The following is a 12,845-nucleotide window of genomic DNA, read 5'->3' on the forward strand; positions in this document are numbered from 1 at the left end:
GCACCCACCATCCGGGTGAACCCGCTAATCGTCCCTACATCCGCGCGCGGGCGGGCAGGCAATCCGGTACGGATACCAGCGATGCGGGCATTCCGGTACGGGTTCCGCCGATGCGGTCGGCTCGCGATCGGGCCGGGCGCAGCACGCGGCGCCGGGAGCGAGGCTCCCGGCGCCGGGTGGTCGTACCGTGCGGCGGATCAGATCCGGACCACGTACTTGCCCCGACCGCGGCCCTCGGCGAGCAGCTGGTGCACCGCCGGTACCGCGGCGAGCCCGTCGACCTCGGTGACCGCGAGGCCGACCCGGCCGGACGCGAGCAGGTCCAGGCAGCGGGCCATCGCGTCGGCGACCCGGGCCGGCGCGGCGCGGGACAGGTTGGAGATCGAGAAGCCGCCGACGGACAGGTTGCCGCCCATCAGCCGGCCCATGTGCGGCAGGGTGGCGGGAGCGCCGCCGGTGGCGTTGCCGAACAGCACGATCCGTCCGCCCGGTGCGGCGAGCGCGAGGTCGTTGTCCAGCTCGCCGGCGCCGAGCGCGTCGAGTACGACGTCGACGCCGCCACCCGCCGCGGCCCGCACCCGGTCGGGGTAGTTGGCGTCGCGCGCGAACGCGGCGGCGTAGCCGGCGTCGATCGCGGTCGGCACCTTGCTGGCGCGACCGACTGTGCCGATCAGCTGGCCGCCGCCGAGCACCGGCACCAGCTGCGCCACCGCACTACCGACGCCGCCGCTGGCCGAGTGCACCAGTACCCGGTCGCCGGCGCGGAATCGCGCCGCCTGGGTGAGCAGCAGGTACCCGGTGGCCAGCACCGCCGGGGTGGCGGCGGCGAGCGGCGCCGGCACCCCGTCGGGTACCGGAACGGTCAGCTCGGCGCGGGCGCGCGCGATGCTGGCCAGGCCGCCGGCGGTCAGGAAGGCGGTGACCCGGGTACCGGCGGCGAGGCCGGTGACGCCCTCCCCCACTGCGCGCACCGTGCCGGCGACCTCGTCGCCCGGGTACGCGGGGAAGCTGTCCGCGTACGGCTGGTCGCCGCGGCGCATCATCACGTCGACGAAGTTGATCCCGGCGTACTCGACGTCGATGGTGACCTCACCGGGCCCCGGTTCCGGATCGGCCAGCTCGCCGACCTGGCTGGTGTCCGTCGCATCGGACGGTCCGGTGATGACCAACGCGCGCATGACCCACCTCTTTCGACGTTCCCCGGAGCCCGAACACTACTACATTGTTCGACGAACATCGAATGAGTTGCGGGCCGGAGCCTGCCACGGCCTACGGGACGAGCAACACCGGGACGGAACAGAGCCGCGCGACGCGCTCCCCGGTGCTTCCGACCAGCGCGGTGAGCAGCCCGCCCTGGTGTTCGCCCACCACGATCAGATCGGCTCCGCCGGCCTCGGCCAGCTCGCAGACCGTCGACGCGACCTCGGCCCGCATCGCCTCGACGATGTCGCCCTGCGCGTCGACACCGGCCGCGGTCAGCTCTCCGACCGCCCGGTCCACCACATCCTGCGCCGTGCCGTTCTCCTCGCGCACCAGCGCCGGGGCCGACGGCACCAGCCCCATCGTGGTCGGCTCGACACAGTCCACCGCCCGCACGTGCAGGACCCGAACCCGTGCACCGGTAGCCTTCGCCAGCTCGGTGGTGTGCGCCAGCACCCGGGACGAGTCGTCGGTACCGCTGAGCGCCACCACGAGGTTTCGGTACATCACCAACCACTCCTCTCCTGCCGGCCGCCCCGGCGGGGCCATGCCGGTTCGCCGACGGTCCGCAGCGGACGTGGCAGCCAGCTCAGTCGACCACGAACGTCGCGCGGGTACGCCGGCCGTACGGGGTCGATTCGGTGGACCACGCGTCGGCGAACGCGTCGAGAGTGATCTCGGTCAGGGTGCCCAGTTCGGCGCTGTCATCCCGGTGGGCCAGCACGGTGACCGCGAGCCGGCCCGGCTCACGCTCGACGAGGATGCGCACTTCGGCCGCCCCGGCCTCGACCGCGCCGTTGACGACCTCGCTGGCCGCCAACATCGCCGGGGTGCTGACCGATCGCGGCAGCTTCCAGTCCGCGGCACAGGAGTCGATCACCGAACGCGCCTCCCGGGCGATCCGCCGCCCCGCGACGAGCGTGGCGCTGCGCCGCAACCGCCGGGGCGGCTCGGCCAGGGCCGCCACCGCCTCCGGCATCGAGTCGCGTAGCGGAACCTGCTCCGCGAGCGCGGCTTCCCGGTACCACCGGGCCTGCTCGCCGCCCAGCCCGTACAGGCACAGCCGGCTGGCCGGCCAGCCGCCGGCACGCTCGTGCGCGTGACAGAGCAGCGCCAGCGCGGCGGGACCGGACGCCCGCAGGCCGGTACAGTCGGCGACGGCACGCGGATGCGCGATCAGGATGGCGCTCAGCTCGTGACGTACCCGCGGGCCGTCCGCCTCGTCGATCGATCCGAAGAGCCGGACCAGGTCGAACCCGAGGCCGCTGACCAGTTCCCAGCGCAACGGTGACGTCGGCTCCTTCGCCGGCGGCACGGTTGCCTGCCCGTCCCCGGCCGGTGGGCCGGTCGAACCGCGTCGCACCGACGGCGTTCCGGCCGCAGACACTGCTGAACACCACCTTCGCCTCCGTGCCGAACCGACACGACTCCCTTACCCGGCCACCCGGCACCGCAATCGTGGCAACGGTGCGCGCCGGTACCGGGTGCCCGTCGATGTGCGGTCCGGATGGCAGGCGGGTCGTCAGGCGGGGGTACCGGAACCGGGCTCGGCAGCGCGGTAGAAGCTCTCCCCGGCGTGGTCGGCGTCGGTGTAGACCTTGGTGGTCCCGTCCGGGTAGGCGGCGAAGGGCAGCACGACCCCGTCCGGGCACGGGTGCAGGAACATCAGCGTGGATCCGATCACCACGAACGAGCGCGCCATCGGGGTGGCGTGTTCGGTGCCGTGCTCCGAGCGCCACCCGTGCACCCGCTCCGCCGCCCCCGGTTGGGCCGCGGCGCTGTGCACCTTCCCGATGAGGTCGTCGATCGCCAGCCGGTCCAGGATCTCGATCTGCAGGTTCGGTGGCTGCTGCACGTCGCGCTCCCGCCTTGCAACGGATGGACTGTTCGCTCCGGTTCCGTGCCGGGGCGAGCGGCACGCGCTGGCTGGTGGCCGGTCGCCCGACCTCGAATATAGGCACCGAGAGGTCGGCTCCCGGCCGGTTCGGCGAACCGCCCGACCCGACCAGGCAGCGATATCGGTAACGTCCGAATCAACCGGTCTCTTGCGAAGAAAGGAACGTTAGCGTTAACGTCGCTCCGATCACCAACGAAAGGGGCATACGATGCGCGCTGCTCGACGCGGCCGACCCGGCCGATGGCTACTGGGGCTGCTGGCGGTGCTCCCCGCGGTCACCCTGGCCGGCCCGGCCACGGCCGCACCCGACCGCTCCGGCGCCGACCGGGCCCGCTGGGCCACCCGGGCCGAGGCCAGCTACCGGGCCCTGCAGGACCACCTCTACCTCGGCACCACCGGACACCGGCTGTACGCGGAAACCACGCCCGCGGCGCCGGACGGCAACCCGTACTCGTACCTGTGGGAGTTCCGCGAGGCGACCCAGGCGACGCTGGACGTGCGGGCGCTGCCCGGCAACCACCGCCGCTACGCCACCGACGTCGCCGACCGCTTCGCCGCGATCGGGCAGTACGCGAGCACCGACCCGGCGCATCCCGGGTACGACTCGTACCTGCCACCGCCACTGGGCACCGACGGTGACCTGTTCTACGACGACAACGCGGTGGTCGGACTGTCCTTCGTCGACGCGTACCGCGGCGGCCGGGACGCCCGGATGCTCGCCGGCGCCGAGGCGGCGTTCCGCACCGACCTGCGCGGCTGGGACACCGACCCGGCGAAGACCTGTCCCGGCGGCATGCACTGGGTCGAGGCGAGCTGGAACACCATCCGTGCGGCCAACGTGACCGGGCTGTTCGCCGAGCTGGCCGCGAACCTCTACGCGATCACCGGGGAGCGCGACTACCTGCACTGGGCGGTGCGCGCCTACCGGTGGAACCGGTCCTGCCTGATGAGCTCGCCCGGCCTGTACCGCAACGACATCGCCGACGACGGCAGCTACGACGACACGCTGTGGAGCTACAACTCCGGCGCCATGATCGGCACCGCAGCCACGCTGTACCGGGCGACCGGGGACCGGCACTGGCTGAGCCTGGCGCGCGGCGACGTGCGCGGCGCGATGGCCTACTGGACCAGCGGCGACCGGCTGTACGACCAGCCGGCGGTGTTCAACGCGTTCCTGTTCCGCGACGTGCTGCCGATCGCACCCGGCTATCGGTCCACATTGGACAGCTATGCCGCGCGGCTGTGGCGGGACAACCGGGACCCCGCGACCGGGCTGTTCCGGTTCCAGGCATCCAACGGCGGTGCACCGGATCCGTCCCTCCCGGTCGGCACCCTCAACCAGGCCGCGGCGGTTCAACTGTTCGCGCTGCTCGGCCGCGCCTGACCACGCGGCGACGCCCTGCCGCCTGCGCCGCGCGCTCAGCGCAGGCGGTAGAGGATCTCCCCGGCGTCCGGCACCACCATCGTGTCCGGATCGGCCGAGCCGGCCGCGGGGTCGATGCCGGCCGGGTCGCGGTAGTCCAGGCCGAGCGAGCGGGTGGTCGCCTCGTCGATGCCGGTGGCCAGGGTGACGGTGATCCGGCAGCGCTCGCCGCGCACCGGGTCGTAGCTGCCGGCACCGCGCAGGTGCGTCGAGTGTGCCAGCACGCCCCACGGGTGGTCCCGGAACCGGTCCCACTGGGCGGTGAAGTACTCCCGGCAGTGGTAGCCGACGGCCCGGATGTCGGCGTCGTGGGTATGACTGACCGTCCGCACGTGCGGCGCGTACAGCACCACCTCGCCGCCGTCGGCGACCACCGGCTCCACCTTGTACATCCCCTTGGCGGCCGTCCACAGCTCGTCGTACCGGGTGGAGACCACCGACAGCACCCGCTGGACCGGCGCGCTCAGGTAGCGCACGTGCGCCTCGGCCGCCACCTCCGCGGCGGCGGCCCAGGCCTCCTCGGTACCGCCGTAGGCCACCGAGTGCAACGCGTCGCTGCCGGAGGCCACCACCACGCACAGCGCCCGGCGACGCGCCGGTACCAGCGCCGCGGCGGCGTCGATCACGGCGCGCACCGGCGTACTGCCCCGGGTACCGATGATCTCGGCGCTGCCGATCAGCGCGCCGAGCCAGTGCGACAGGTCGATCACCTCCGGCCCGGCGATCCCCGGGAACAGGTACTTGTTGCCGCCGGAGAAGCCGACCACCTCGTGCGGGAACACCGGCCCGACCACCAGCAGCGTGTCGTGCTCGACCGCGGCCCGGTTGAGGGTCACGTCGACGCCGGCGCGCAGCCGCCCCCCGGACAGCCGTTCGACGGTGTCGGCGGACAGCCGCCCGACGGTGGTCAGCTGGGTCGGATCCCACCACTCGTGGTTGCGCACCGCCATTCCCGGGTACCGGTCGGCGATGCCGCCGGGCGCCGCGCCGACCAGCGCGGCGAGGTCCGCCTCGGACAGGCCGGCGTGGGTACCGAGGGCGACCAGCACGGTCAGCCGCGCGACCCGGCCGGCCAGCGCGCCGTGCACCGCGTCGAGCAGCAACGGCAGCGGGCAGCTGCGGGTCGCGTCCGGGATCAGGACGCACACCGAGCGGCCGGCGTAGTCGTCGGCGCCGAGCACCGAGCGAACGAACGCGTCGACCCGTTCGGGTTCCAGCGTCTGCCCCGCCCCGCCGATGTCGCTGACCGTCACCGCACCCCGTCCTTCCCTCCGGGCACCACCGTACTGCGCCGGCCGGCCCGCTCCGCTGATGCGCGTGACCCGCCCGGACGGTGGCGCGGGTGGCCCCGGCCGAGCCGGGTGGCGCCGGTGACGACCTTGGCGGACCGGGTGGCGCGGCCCGGCCGGACCGGGTGGCGCCCGCTGCCGTACGGGCTACCTGGCCGCTGGTGGGCGCCACATCGCCCAGAGGGTCGGGCCACCGTCCGGGACCGCGATCTCGCGGGTCACCTCGAACCCGAAGGAGCGGTAGTACGGCACGTTGGCCTCGTTGCTCGACTCCAGGTAGGCGGGCGCCGCCTCGGCGTCGCAGACCGCGAGCCGGGAGCGCAGCAGCCGCCCGCCGATGCCCTGACGTTGCGCGCTCGGGTCGGTGCCCAGGTACGCCAGGTACCAGTGCGGTTCGCTCGGATGCACCGTCTCGATGGCAGTGACGATCGCCTGAGCGGCCGCCACCCGGCCGGGCATGGCCCGCAGCAGCGACGGCACCGCCCACATCGTGCGCCACCAGGGCGTGCGCCACCGGCCGGGCGGATCCCAGGTGGCCACCCCCAGCGGGCCACCGGCACCGGCCACCAGCTCGGTGGCGCCGTGGTGCAGGTGGAAGCGGCGGATCATGGTGCCGAACATCCGCGGCAGGCCGACCCGCAGGATCTGCTCGTCGCCGAACATCCAGCGCATCACCGGATCGTCGTCGAACGCCCGGGCCAGGGTGGCCGCCGCGGCGCCCACCTCACCCCGCCGTACTCGCCGCACGCTGTGCTGCCCGGTCGCCATGTCGCCCATCGTGCCAACCCGGCGCACGAGGGCGCGTCGTCGAGCGGCTGGTGCGCGGCCCGGCGGCCGTCACGGCGCTCGCGGAGCCGCTGGCGATGTCGCTGCCCGCGGTGATGCAGCACCTGCAGGTGCTGGAGCGGGCGGGGGTCATCGCGACCGAGAAGACCGGCCGGGTGCGCAGCTGCCGGATCGAGCCGGGCACGCTGCGCGCGGCCGAACGATGGCTCAGCGGCCAGCGCACCCAGTGCGAACGGCAACTCGACCGTCTCGACGACTACCTGAAGGAATGATGATCATGGCAGTGACACACTCGACGTTCACCCTCGAACGCCACTTCCCGGCATCGTTCGAGCGGGTCTTCGCGGTCTGGGCGCCGACCGGCGGCCCGTCGGTCGGCGCCGCCGGCCCTCCCCGCAGCGCCGCCGGCCACCGCCGCAGGACCGCCGGGCCTCCCCGCGGCGCCGCCGGCCACCGCCGCAGCGCCGCCGACCGGCCACCCCGGGGAATGGACCCGGGGGAAACACCGGCGCGGGCGGCACCCCGTCGGCACACACTGGGCTCTGGATCACCGGTGCGGGCGCGGGCCGCGGCGAGCGCCACGGCAGCCCGCCGGCACCGGTGTCGTCGCCAGTGAGGGGGCATGGACGATGGCTGTCACCCGTGGGTTTCACGGCCGCAGACGGGCCGAGGCCGACCCGGCCCGGGTACCGCCGGGCCAGTACGTGACGCGGGACTTCCCGGTGCTGTCGGCGGGACCCACGCCGCGCCGGCTGGCGGCGGACTGGACCTTCACCATCCGCGGCGCGGTCGACGAACCGGTCGTGTGGAGCTTCTACGAACTGCGGGCGCTGCCGGCCACGACCATCACCACCGACATCCACTGCGTCACCAAGTGGTCGAAGCTGGACACCACCTGGCGCGGCGTCTCGCTCGACACGCTGCTGGCCGACATCGACACCAGCGCCGACTACGCCCTGGCGTTCTCCGACGGCGGGTACACCACGAACCTGCCGCTGGACGACCTGACCGGCGGCCAGGCGATGATCGCCTACGAGTACGAGGGGGAGCCGCTCACCGCCGAGCACGGCGGCCCGGCCCGGCTGCTCGTCCCGCACCTGTACTTCTGGAAGAGCGCCAAGTGGGTGCGCGGCATCGAGCTGCGCGACGACGACGAGCCCGGGTTCTGGGAGAGGTACGGCTACCACAACTACGGAGACCCATGGAAGCAACAGCGCTACGCCGGCGACTGAGCTGGCAGCTCGCGACGGTACGCGAGATCACCGCCGAGACCGACCGCACCCACAGCATCGGCCTCGACCTGCCCGACTGGCCCGGCCACCTGTCCGGCCAGCACGTCGACGTGCGGCTGACCGCCGAGGACGGCTACCAGGCGCAGCGCAGCTACTCCATCGCCTCGGCACCGACCGACGAACGCCTGGTACTGACCGTGGAGCGCCTCGACGACGGGGAGGTCTCGCCGTACCTGGTCGACGAGCTGCAGGTCGGTGACCAGATCGAACTGCGCGGGCCGGTCGGCGGGTACTTCGTCCGGCGCCCCACCGACACCGCGCCGGCCCTGCTGGTCGCCGGCGGATCCGGCATCGTCCCGTTCCGCGCGATGCTGCGGGAGCACGGCGCCGCGATGGGCGCCGCGCCGATCCGGCTGCTGTACTCGGCGCGCTCGTTCGACGAGATCATCTACCGCGACGAGCTGCTGCGCATCGCCGCGCGCGACGGCATCGACGTGAGCATCACGCTGACCCGCAGCCAGCCGCCTGGCTGGCACGGCTACACCGGCCGGGTCGACGCGGCGCTGCTGCGGCAGGTGAGCTGGCCGCCGGACGAACAGCCGGCGGCGTACCTCTGCGGTCCGACCGGGTTCGTCGAGGCGGCCTCGAACGCGCTGGTCGGCCTCGGCCACGACCCGGGCCGCATCCGCACCGAACGCTTCGGGGGGACCTGATGACCGATCGACTGGACGGCAACGCGATCGCCGGCACCCTGCGGGCCGTGTTCGGCACCGAGATGACCACCGCGGTCGGGATCTGCGGGCACTGCGGAGCGAGCAACCCGCTCGGCGCCCTCGACGTGTACCTGGCCGGGCCGGGCACCGTGGCCCGCTGCCCCGGCTGCGAGGCGGTACTGCTGGTGCTGGTCGAGGTTCGCGGCGTCACCTGCGTCGACGCCCTCGGCTTCGCCGAGCTGACCCCGGCCGCCTGACCCGGCCACCGGAGGGCTCGTCGCCGCGACGGGCCGTAGAGTGACGACCTTCACACCGTTGCTTCGTTCGCGCTGTCGACCGGACGCGGCACTCCAGGCGTATGCGTGATGTGCGAAGAGATCTGGAGTGGCGGTGACCGTCGAGGAGTTCGAGCAGTTCTACGCGCAGGCGGTCGCGAGGCTCGTCGGCCAGCTCTACGTGATGCTCGGTGACCTGCAGGAGGCGCAGGATGTCGTACAGGAGGCGTTCGTCCGCGGCTGGAGCCGGCGCCACCAGCTCGACCGGGACGCCCGGCCGGAGGCGTGGATCCGTACCGTCGCGTGGCGTCTGGCGGTGAGCAGGTGGCGGTTCCGGCGCCGTAGCGCCGAGGCGTGGAAGCGCAGCGGCGCCGGCACGCACGTCGAGGGCCCCGGCCCCGAGCAGGTGATGCTGGTCGCCGCGCTGAGTGGACTACCCGCGCAGCAGCGCCGCACGATGACCCTGCACTACGTCTGCGACCTGACGGTCGAGCAGATCGCCGGCGAGACCGGCCAGTCCACCAGCACCGTCAAGACACACCTCGCCCGGGGCCGGCTCGCGCTGGCCGACCGGATGCCGGATCCGCGGGTGCAGGAGGACCACGATGCCTGAGTCGCCAGACCCACTACGGTCGCTGTTCCAGCACGCCGCCGCCGTCGGCGCCCGGCAGGCGTCCCCCGCACCGGTCGCGCACATCACCGACCGCGGACGGCGGCGGCACCGGCGCCGCCTCGCCGTGGCCGCGGCCGGCGTGTGCCTGGCGATGGTCGGCGGCGGCGCCGCCGGCGCCGCCCTGGTGACCGATCGGTCGTCGTCCGAGACCCCCGCCCCCGGCTCCTCGTCCGCACCGCGGCGACCGGCGACCAGCCCGACCACCCGGCCGGCCCCGAGCCGGACGGCGGCGCACACGTCGTCCCCCCGCACCGACACCGGGCTGGGCACGACGCCGCCGCCGACCCATTCGGCGTACCGCTGACCGGGCCGACCGGCCGAGCCACCGCCGCGCCGACAGCCGCGCACACGACCGCCCGCCTGCCGTACCCGCCTCGGCGGTCTCGCCCGCCCGCGCACCGCCGAAGGAGTGCCGCATGTCGTTTCCGGTGCGATCCGGCACGCCCGGACCGTTGCGATGCGGGCGACGGACCGCACCGGACCACCCGGACCGCGCAGCCCACCTCCGGCGCAGTCGGCTGTTCGGGTTGCCGCCGCGCCGGTTCGATCCGGAGGTGTGGTGGCTGTACCTGCTGAGCCGGGCAGGGATCTGGATCGTCGCCTACTGCACCCGGTGGCTGTTTCCGGCCGATGCGGGGGCCCGCGACGCCGGGCCGGTCCTCGGCCCCTTCCAGCACTGGGACTGGGATTTCTACCTGAAAATAGCGCGAGACGGCTACTTCCCCGGGTTCGTCGGGCCCTGGCAGGTCGACTGGGACAACCGGGAGGCGTTCCTCCCCGGCCTGCCGCTGCTGCTTCGGGCGACACACGAAGTCGTCCCGAACTGGACGCTGTCCGGGCTGCTGATCTCCTTCGTCGCCGGTGCCGTCGCGGTGTTCTCGCTGGCGCGCATCGCCGAACTCCAGCTGCCCGACCCGCGCATCGGCCGCCGCACCGTGCTGTTCTTCGTCCTCTCCCCGTGCGCGATCTTCCTGTTCGTCGGTTACACGGAGTCGTTGTTCCTCGCCTTCGCGCTGCCGGCCTGGCTCGCCGCGCAGCGGCGCAACTGGCCGCTGGCCGCGGCACTGGCGGCGCTCGCCTCGACGGTACGCATCAGTGGGCTGTTCCTGGCCGCCGCGATCGCGCTGCACTTCGCCCTGGTCACCCGGGGCAGGCGGTGGCGCGCGGCACCGTGGTTGGCCCTCCCGGTCCTCCCGCTGGCCGGCTACACCTGGTACCTGCAGGTGCACACCGGTGACTGGATGGCGTGGCAGCACGCGCAGGAACGCGGCTGGGGCCGTACGTTTCACGCCCCTGGCAGGCGTGGACCAACACCTGGCACGCGGCGTTCGCCCACACCCAGACCACCCAGTTCGCGTTCATGTTCTCGGGCGAGCTGCTGGCGATGCTGGTGGGCCTGGTCGTCACGGGCCTGCTGGTCGCACGACGCCGCTGGCCCGAGGCGGCCTACGTCGGCCTGAGCCTGTGCGCCCTGGGCACCTCGTACTGGTACCTGTCGATCCCCCGCGCCAGCCTGCTGTGGTGGCCGCTGTGGGTCGGGCTCGCCGCGGCGAGCCTGCGGATGCCGCGGGTCAGGACCGGTTACCTCTGCCTGGTCGTACCGCTGTCCACGATCTTCGCGGTCAGCTTCCTGTCCGGCCGCTGGGCGGGCTGACCGGGCGGCCGGTGGGTACCCACGCCACCGGGCGCAGCGGGCGATCCCTGGGGCCGGACCGGTGGTCGGCACGGGTTCGAACCGGCCGCGCGACGGCAAGCATGGGGAACTCGGACCGATCTCGGACGGCGGGGAAGAGGAACGGACATGACCGAGGCGACAGCGGCGGCGGACGACTCCGCGCAGGACACCTACGACGTGATCGTGCTGGGTGCCGGCCCGGTCGGGCAGGTACTGGTCGAGCGGGCCCGGGCGGCCGGGCTGAGCGTGGCGATCGTGGAGCGTGAACTGGTCGGCGGCGAGTGCTCGTACTGGGGGTGCGTGCCCAGCAAGGCGCTGCTTCGCCCGGTGCTCGCGGTCGACGACGCGCGACGGGTCGACGGCGCCCGGCAGGCCGTCACCGGGCCGGTGGACGCGGCGGGCGTGTTCACCCGCCGGGACCGGTACGTCAGCGACTGGGACGACACCGGCCAGGCCGACGCGCTGACCTCCGGCAAGGGTGCCGTGCTGGTGCGCGGTCACGGCCGCCTGGACGGGCCGCGCCGGGTGTCGGTGGCCACCCCCGACGACCGGATCGTCCGGCTCGCCGCCCGGCACGCGGTGGTGCTCGCGACCGGCAGCTCGCCCGCGCTGCCCGACCTGCCGGGCATCGCCGAGGCCCGGCCGTGGACGAACCGGCAGGGCACCGACAGCAGCACCGTGCCGCGCCGGCTCGCCGTGGTCGGCGGCGGCCCGGTCGGGGTCGAGATGGCGACCGCGTGGAGCGGCCTGGGCTCGACGGTGACCCTGGTGGTCCGCGAGTCCGGGCTGCTGCCGCGGATGGAGCCGTTCGTCGGTGAACTCGTCGAGCACAGCTTCAAGGAGTCCGGCGTCGACGTCCGGTTGGGCGTCACGGTCACCGAGCTGAGCCGCCCCGGCGGTACCGGGCCGGTGCGGCTGGTGCTCGACGACGGCAGCGAGTTCGAGGCCGACGAGGTGCTGCTGGCGACCGGTCGCAAACCCAACACCGGCGACATCGGCCTGCACACGGTCGGTCTGACGGCCGGTTCGTGGCCGGACGTGGACGACACCTGCCGGGTGCGCGGCGTGGCCGGCGGCTGGCTGTACGCGGTCGGCGACCTCAACCACCGCGCGCTGCTCACCCACCAGGGCAAGTACCAGTCACGGATGGCCGGCGCGGCGATCGCCGCCCGCGCCGCCGGCCGGCCGGTCGACGACGAACCGTGGGGCGCGCACGTGGCGACCGCCGACAACGCGGCGGTACCGCAGGCCGTGTTCACCGATCCGGAGGTCGGCGCGGTGGGGCTGTCCGCCGCCCAGGCGCAGCGGGCCGGGCACCGGATCCGCGTCGTCGACGTCGATCTGGGTCGCCAGGTCGTCGGCGCGCTGCTGTACGCCGACGGCTACCAGGGACAGGCCCGGATGGTCGTCGACCTGGACACCGAGACGCTACTGGGCGTCACGTTCGTCGGCCCGGGTGTCGCCGAACTGCTGCACTCGGCGACGATCGCGGTCGCCGGTCAGGTGCCGATCGGCCGGCTGTGGCACGCGGTGCCGTGCTTCCCCACCATCAGCGAGGTCTGGCTGCGGCTGCTGGAGGCCTACCGCGGCTGAGCTGCGGCCATCCCGGTCCGGCTCCGGCACCACCGGGGCCGGACCGGCGACCGGAAGCCGGCCCGACCGGCGCCACCCCACGTGTTGCC

Annotated in this window: 15 protein-coding genes and 1 pseudogene; 10 read left to right on the top strand and 6 right to left on the bottom strand. The window is 73.7% G+C overall.

Annotated elements, in window-relative coordinates:
* Window positions 1-197: 197 nt before the first annotated feature.
* The 4 genes from Athai_RS23835 to Athai_RS23850 all read right to left on the bottom strand — a co-directional run bounded on the left by Athai_RS23835 (window position 198) and on the right by Athai_RS23850 (window position 3,055).
* Window positions 198-1,178: a quinone oxidoreductase family protein gene (locus tag Athai_RS23835; RefSeq protein WP_203963562.1), complete on the bottom strand. Its 981-nt coding sequence runs from the start codon at window positions 1,176-1,178 to the stop codon at window positions 198-200.
* Between the two features lie 91 nt (window positions 1,179-1,269).
* Entirely contained in the window at window positions 1,270-1,707 is a 438-nt protein-coding gene (locus Athai_RS23840; protein WP_203963563.1) for a universal stress protein, read from the bottom strand.
* A gap of 82 nt (window positions 1,708-1,789) precedes the next feature.
* Window positions 1,790-2,515, bottom strand: coding sequence for a hypothetical protein (locus Athai_RS23845; RefSeq protein ID WP_203963564.1), 726 nt, complete (start codon window positions 2,513-2,515; stop codon window positions 1,790-1,792).
* 207 nt (window positions 2,516-2,722) lie between these two features.
* Window positions 2,723-3,055 (bottom strand): hypothetical protein, encoded by a 333-nt coding sequence (locus Athai_RS23850; RefSeq protein ID WP_203963565.1) that lies wholly within the window; start codon window positions 3,053-3,055, stop codon window positions 2,723-2,725.
* Between the two features lie 250 nt (window positions 3,056-3,305).
* On the opposite strand from Athai_RS23850, the gene Athai_RS23855 reads away from it, so the two are divergent.
* A complete protein-coding gene (locus Athai_RS23855) occupies window positions 3,306-4,481 on the top strand; it encodes a glycoside hydrolase family 76 protein (protein WP_203963566.1) in 1,176 nt (391 codons plus the stop codon).
* A gap of 35 nt (window positions 4,482-4,516) precedes the next feature.
* Here the strand turns inward: Athai_RS23855 and Athai_RS23860 are convergent, their stop codons facing one another.
* Both Athai_RS23860 and Athai_RS23865 read right to left on the bottom strand, forming a co-directional pair.
* Window positions 4,517-5,773 (bottom strand): lactate racemase domain-containing protein, encoded by a 1,257-nt coding sequence (locus Athai_RS23860; protein ID WP_203963567.1) that lies wholly within the window; start codon window positions 5,771-5,773, stop codon window positions 4,517-4,519.
* Between the two features lie 183 nt (window positions 5,774-5,956).
* Complete coding sequence (locus tag Athai_RS23865; RefSeq protein WP_203963568.1) at window positions 5,957-6,577, bottom strand: GNAT family N-acetyltransferase; 621 nt, start codon at window positions 6,575-6,577, stop codon at window positions 5,957-5,959.
* Window positions 6,578-6,615: 38 nt separating this feature from the next.
* Here Athai_RS23865 and Athai_RS23870 point away from each other — a divergent pair.
* The 9 genes and pseudogenes from Athai_RS23870 to Athai_RS23910 form a co-directional block, all read left to right on the top strand.
* Window positions 6,616-6,867 (top strand): annotated as a pseudogene (locus Athai_RS23870) (ArsR/SmtB family transcription factor); the annotation flags it as partial.
* 357 nt (window positions 6,868-7,224) lie between these two features.
* Window positions 7,225-7,827 carry a sulfite oxidase-like oxidoreductase gene (locus Athai_RS23875; RefSeq protein ID WP_203963569.1) on the top strand — a complete coding sequence of 201 codons (603 nt, stop codon included), beginning with the start codon at window positions 7,225-7,227 and terminating at the stop codon, window positions 7,825-7,827.
* Window positions 7,797-8,540 carry a ferredoxin reductase gene (locus tag Athai_RS23880; protein WP_203963570.1) on the top strand — a complete coding sequence of 248 codons (744 nt, stop codon included), beginning with the start codon at window positions 7,797-7,799 and terminating at the stop codon, window positions 8,538-8,540. The genes Athai_RS23875 and Athai_RS23880 overlap by 31 nt, the downstream gene beginning before the upstream one ends.
* Window positions 8,540-8,797 (top strand): DUF6510 family protein, encoded by a 258-nt coding sequence (locus tag Athai_RS23885; RefSeq protein ID WP_203963571.1) that lies wholly within the window; start codon window positions 8,540-8,542, stop codon window positions 8,795-8,797. Before Athai_RS23880 ends, Athai_RS23885 begins: the two co-directional genes overlap by 1 nt.
* Window positions 8,798-8,930: 133 nt before the next feature.
* Window positions 8,931-9,428 carry a SigE family RNA polymerase sigma factor gene (locus Athai_RS23890; protein ID WP_203963572.1) on the top strand — a complete coding sequence of 166 codons (498 nt, stop codon included), beginning with the start codon at window positions 8,931-8,933 and terminating at the stop codon, window positions 9,426-9,428.
* Entirely contained in the window at window positions 9,421-9,792 is a 372-nt protein-coding gene (locus Athai_RS23895) for a hypothetical protein (RefSeq protein WP_203963573.1), read from the top strand. The genes Athai_RS23890 and Athai_RS23895 overlap by 8 nt, the downstream gene beginning before the upstream one ends.
* Before the next feature lie 250 nt (window positions 9,793-10,042).
* Window positions 10,043-10,948, top strand: a complete 906-nt coding sequence (locus Athai_RS23900; protein WP_203963574.1) for a mannosyltransferase family protein — start codon at window positions 10,043-10,045, stop codon at window positions 10,946-10,948.
* On the top strand, window positions 10,873-11,142 hold the full coding sequence (locus Athai_RS23905; RefSeq protein WP_203963575.1) for a hypothetical protein: 270 nt from the start codon (window positions 10,873-10,875) through the stop codon (window positions 11,140-11,142). The genes Athai_RS23900 and Athai_RS23905 overlap by 76 nt, the downstream gene beginning before the upstream one ends.
* Window positions 11,143-11,289: 147 nt before the next feature.
* Window positions 11,290-12,756, top strand: coding sequence for a dihydrolipoyl dehydrogenase family protein (locus Athai_RS23910; protein ID WP_203963576.1), 1,467 nt, complete (start codon window positions 11,290-11,292; stop codon window positions 12,754-12,756).
* Window positions 12,757-12,845 lie beyond the last annotated feature (89 nt).

Origin of the sequence: Actinocatenispora thailandica (genome assembly GCF_016865425.1) — a bacterium.
GTDB classification, from domain to species: domain Bacteria; phylum Actinomycetota; class Actinomycetes; order Mycobacteriales; family Micromonosporaceae; genus Actinocatenispora; species Actinocatenispora thailandica.

What these genes read in the sequence shown, in the direction of transcription:
- Athai_RS23910 (WP_203963576.1), top strand. Translation starts at nt 11,290, where the DNA reads ATGACCGAGGCGACAGCGGCGGCGGACGACTCCGCGCAGGACACCTAC.
- Athai_RS23835 (WP_203963562.1), bottom strand. Translation starts at nt 1,178, where the DNA reads ATGCGCGCGTTGGTCATCACCGGACCGTCCGATGCGACGGACACCAGC.
- Athai_RS23895 (WP_203963573.1), top strand. Translation starts at nt 9,421, where the DNA reads ATGCCTGAGTCGCCAGACCCACTACGGTCGCTGTTCCAGCACGCCGCC.
- Athai_RS23875 (WP_203963569.1), top strand. Translation starts at nt 7,225, where the DNA reads ATGGCTGTCACCCGTGGGTTTCACGGCCGCAGACGGGCCGAGGCCGAC.
- Athai_RS23840 (WP_203963563.1), bottom strand. Translation starts at nt 1,707, where the DNA reads ATGTACCGAAACCTCGTGGTGGCGCTCAGCGGTACCGACGACTCGTCC.
- Athai_RS23855 (WP_203963566.1), top strand. Translation starts at nt 3,306, where the DNA reads ATGCGCGCTGCTCGACGCGGCCGACCCGGCCGATGGCTACTGGGGCTG.
- Athai_RS23865 (WP_203963568.1), bottom strand. Translation starts at nt 6,577, where the DNA reads ATGGCGACCGGGCAGCACAGCGTGCGGCGAGTACGGCGGGGTGAGGTG.
- Athai_RS23905 (WP_203963575.1), top strand. Translation starts at nt 10,873, where the DNA reads ATGCTGGTGGGCCTGGTCGTCACGGGCCTGCTGGTCGCACGACGCCGC.
- Athai_RS23885 (WP_203963571.1), top strand. Translation starts at nt 8,540, where the DNA reads ATGACCGATCGACTGGACGGCAACGCGATCGCCGGCACCCTGCGGGCC.
- Athai_RS23880 (WP_203963570.1), top strand. Translation starts at nt 7,797, where the DNA reads ATGGAAGCAACAGCGCTACGCCGGCGACTGAGCTGGCAGCTCGCGACG.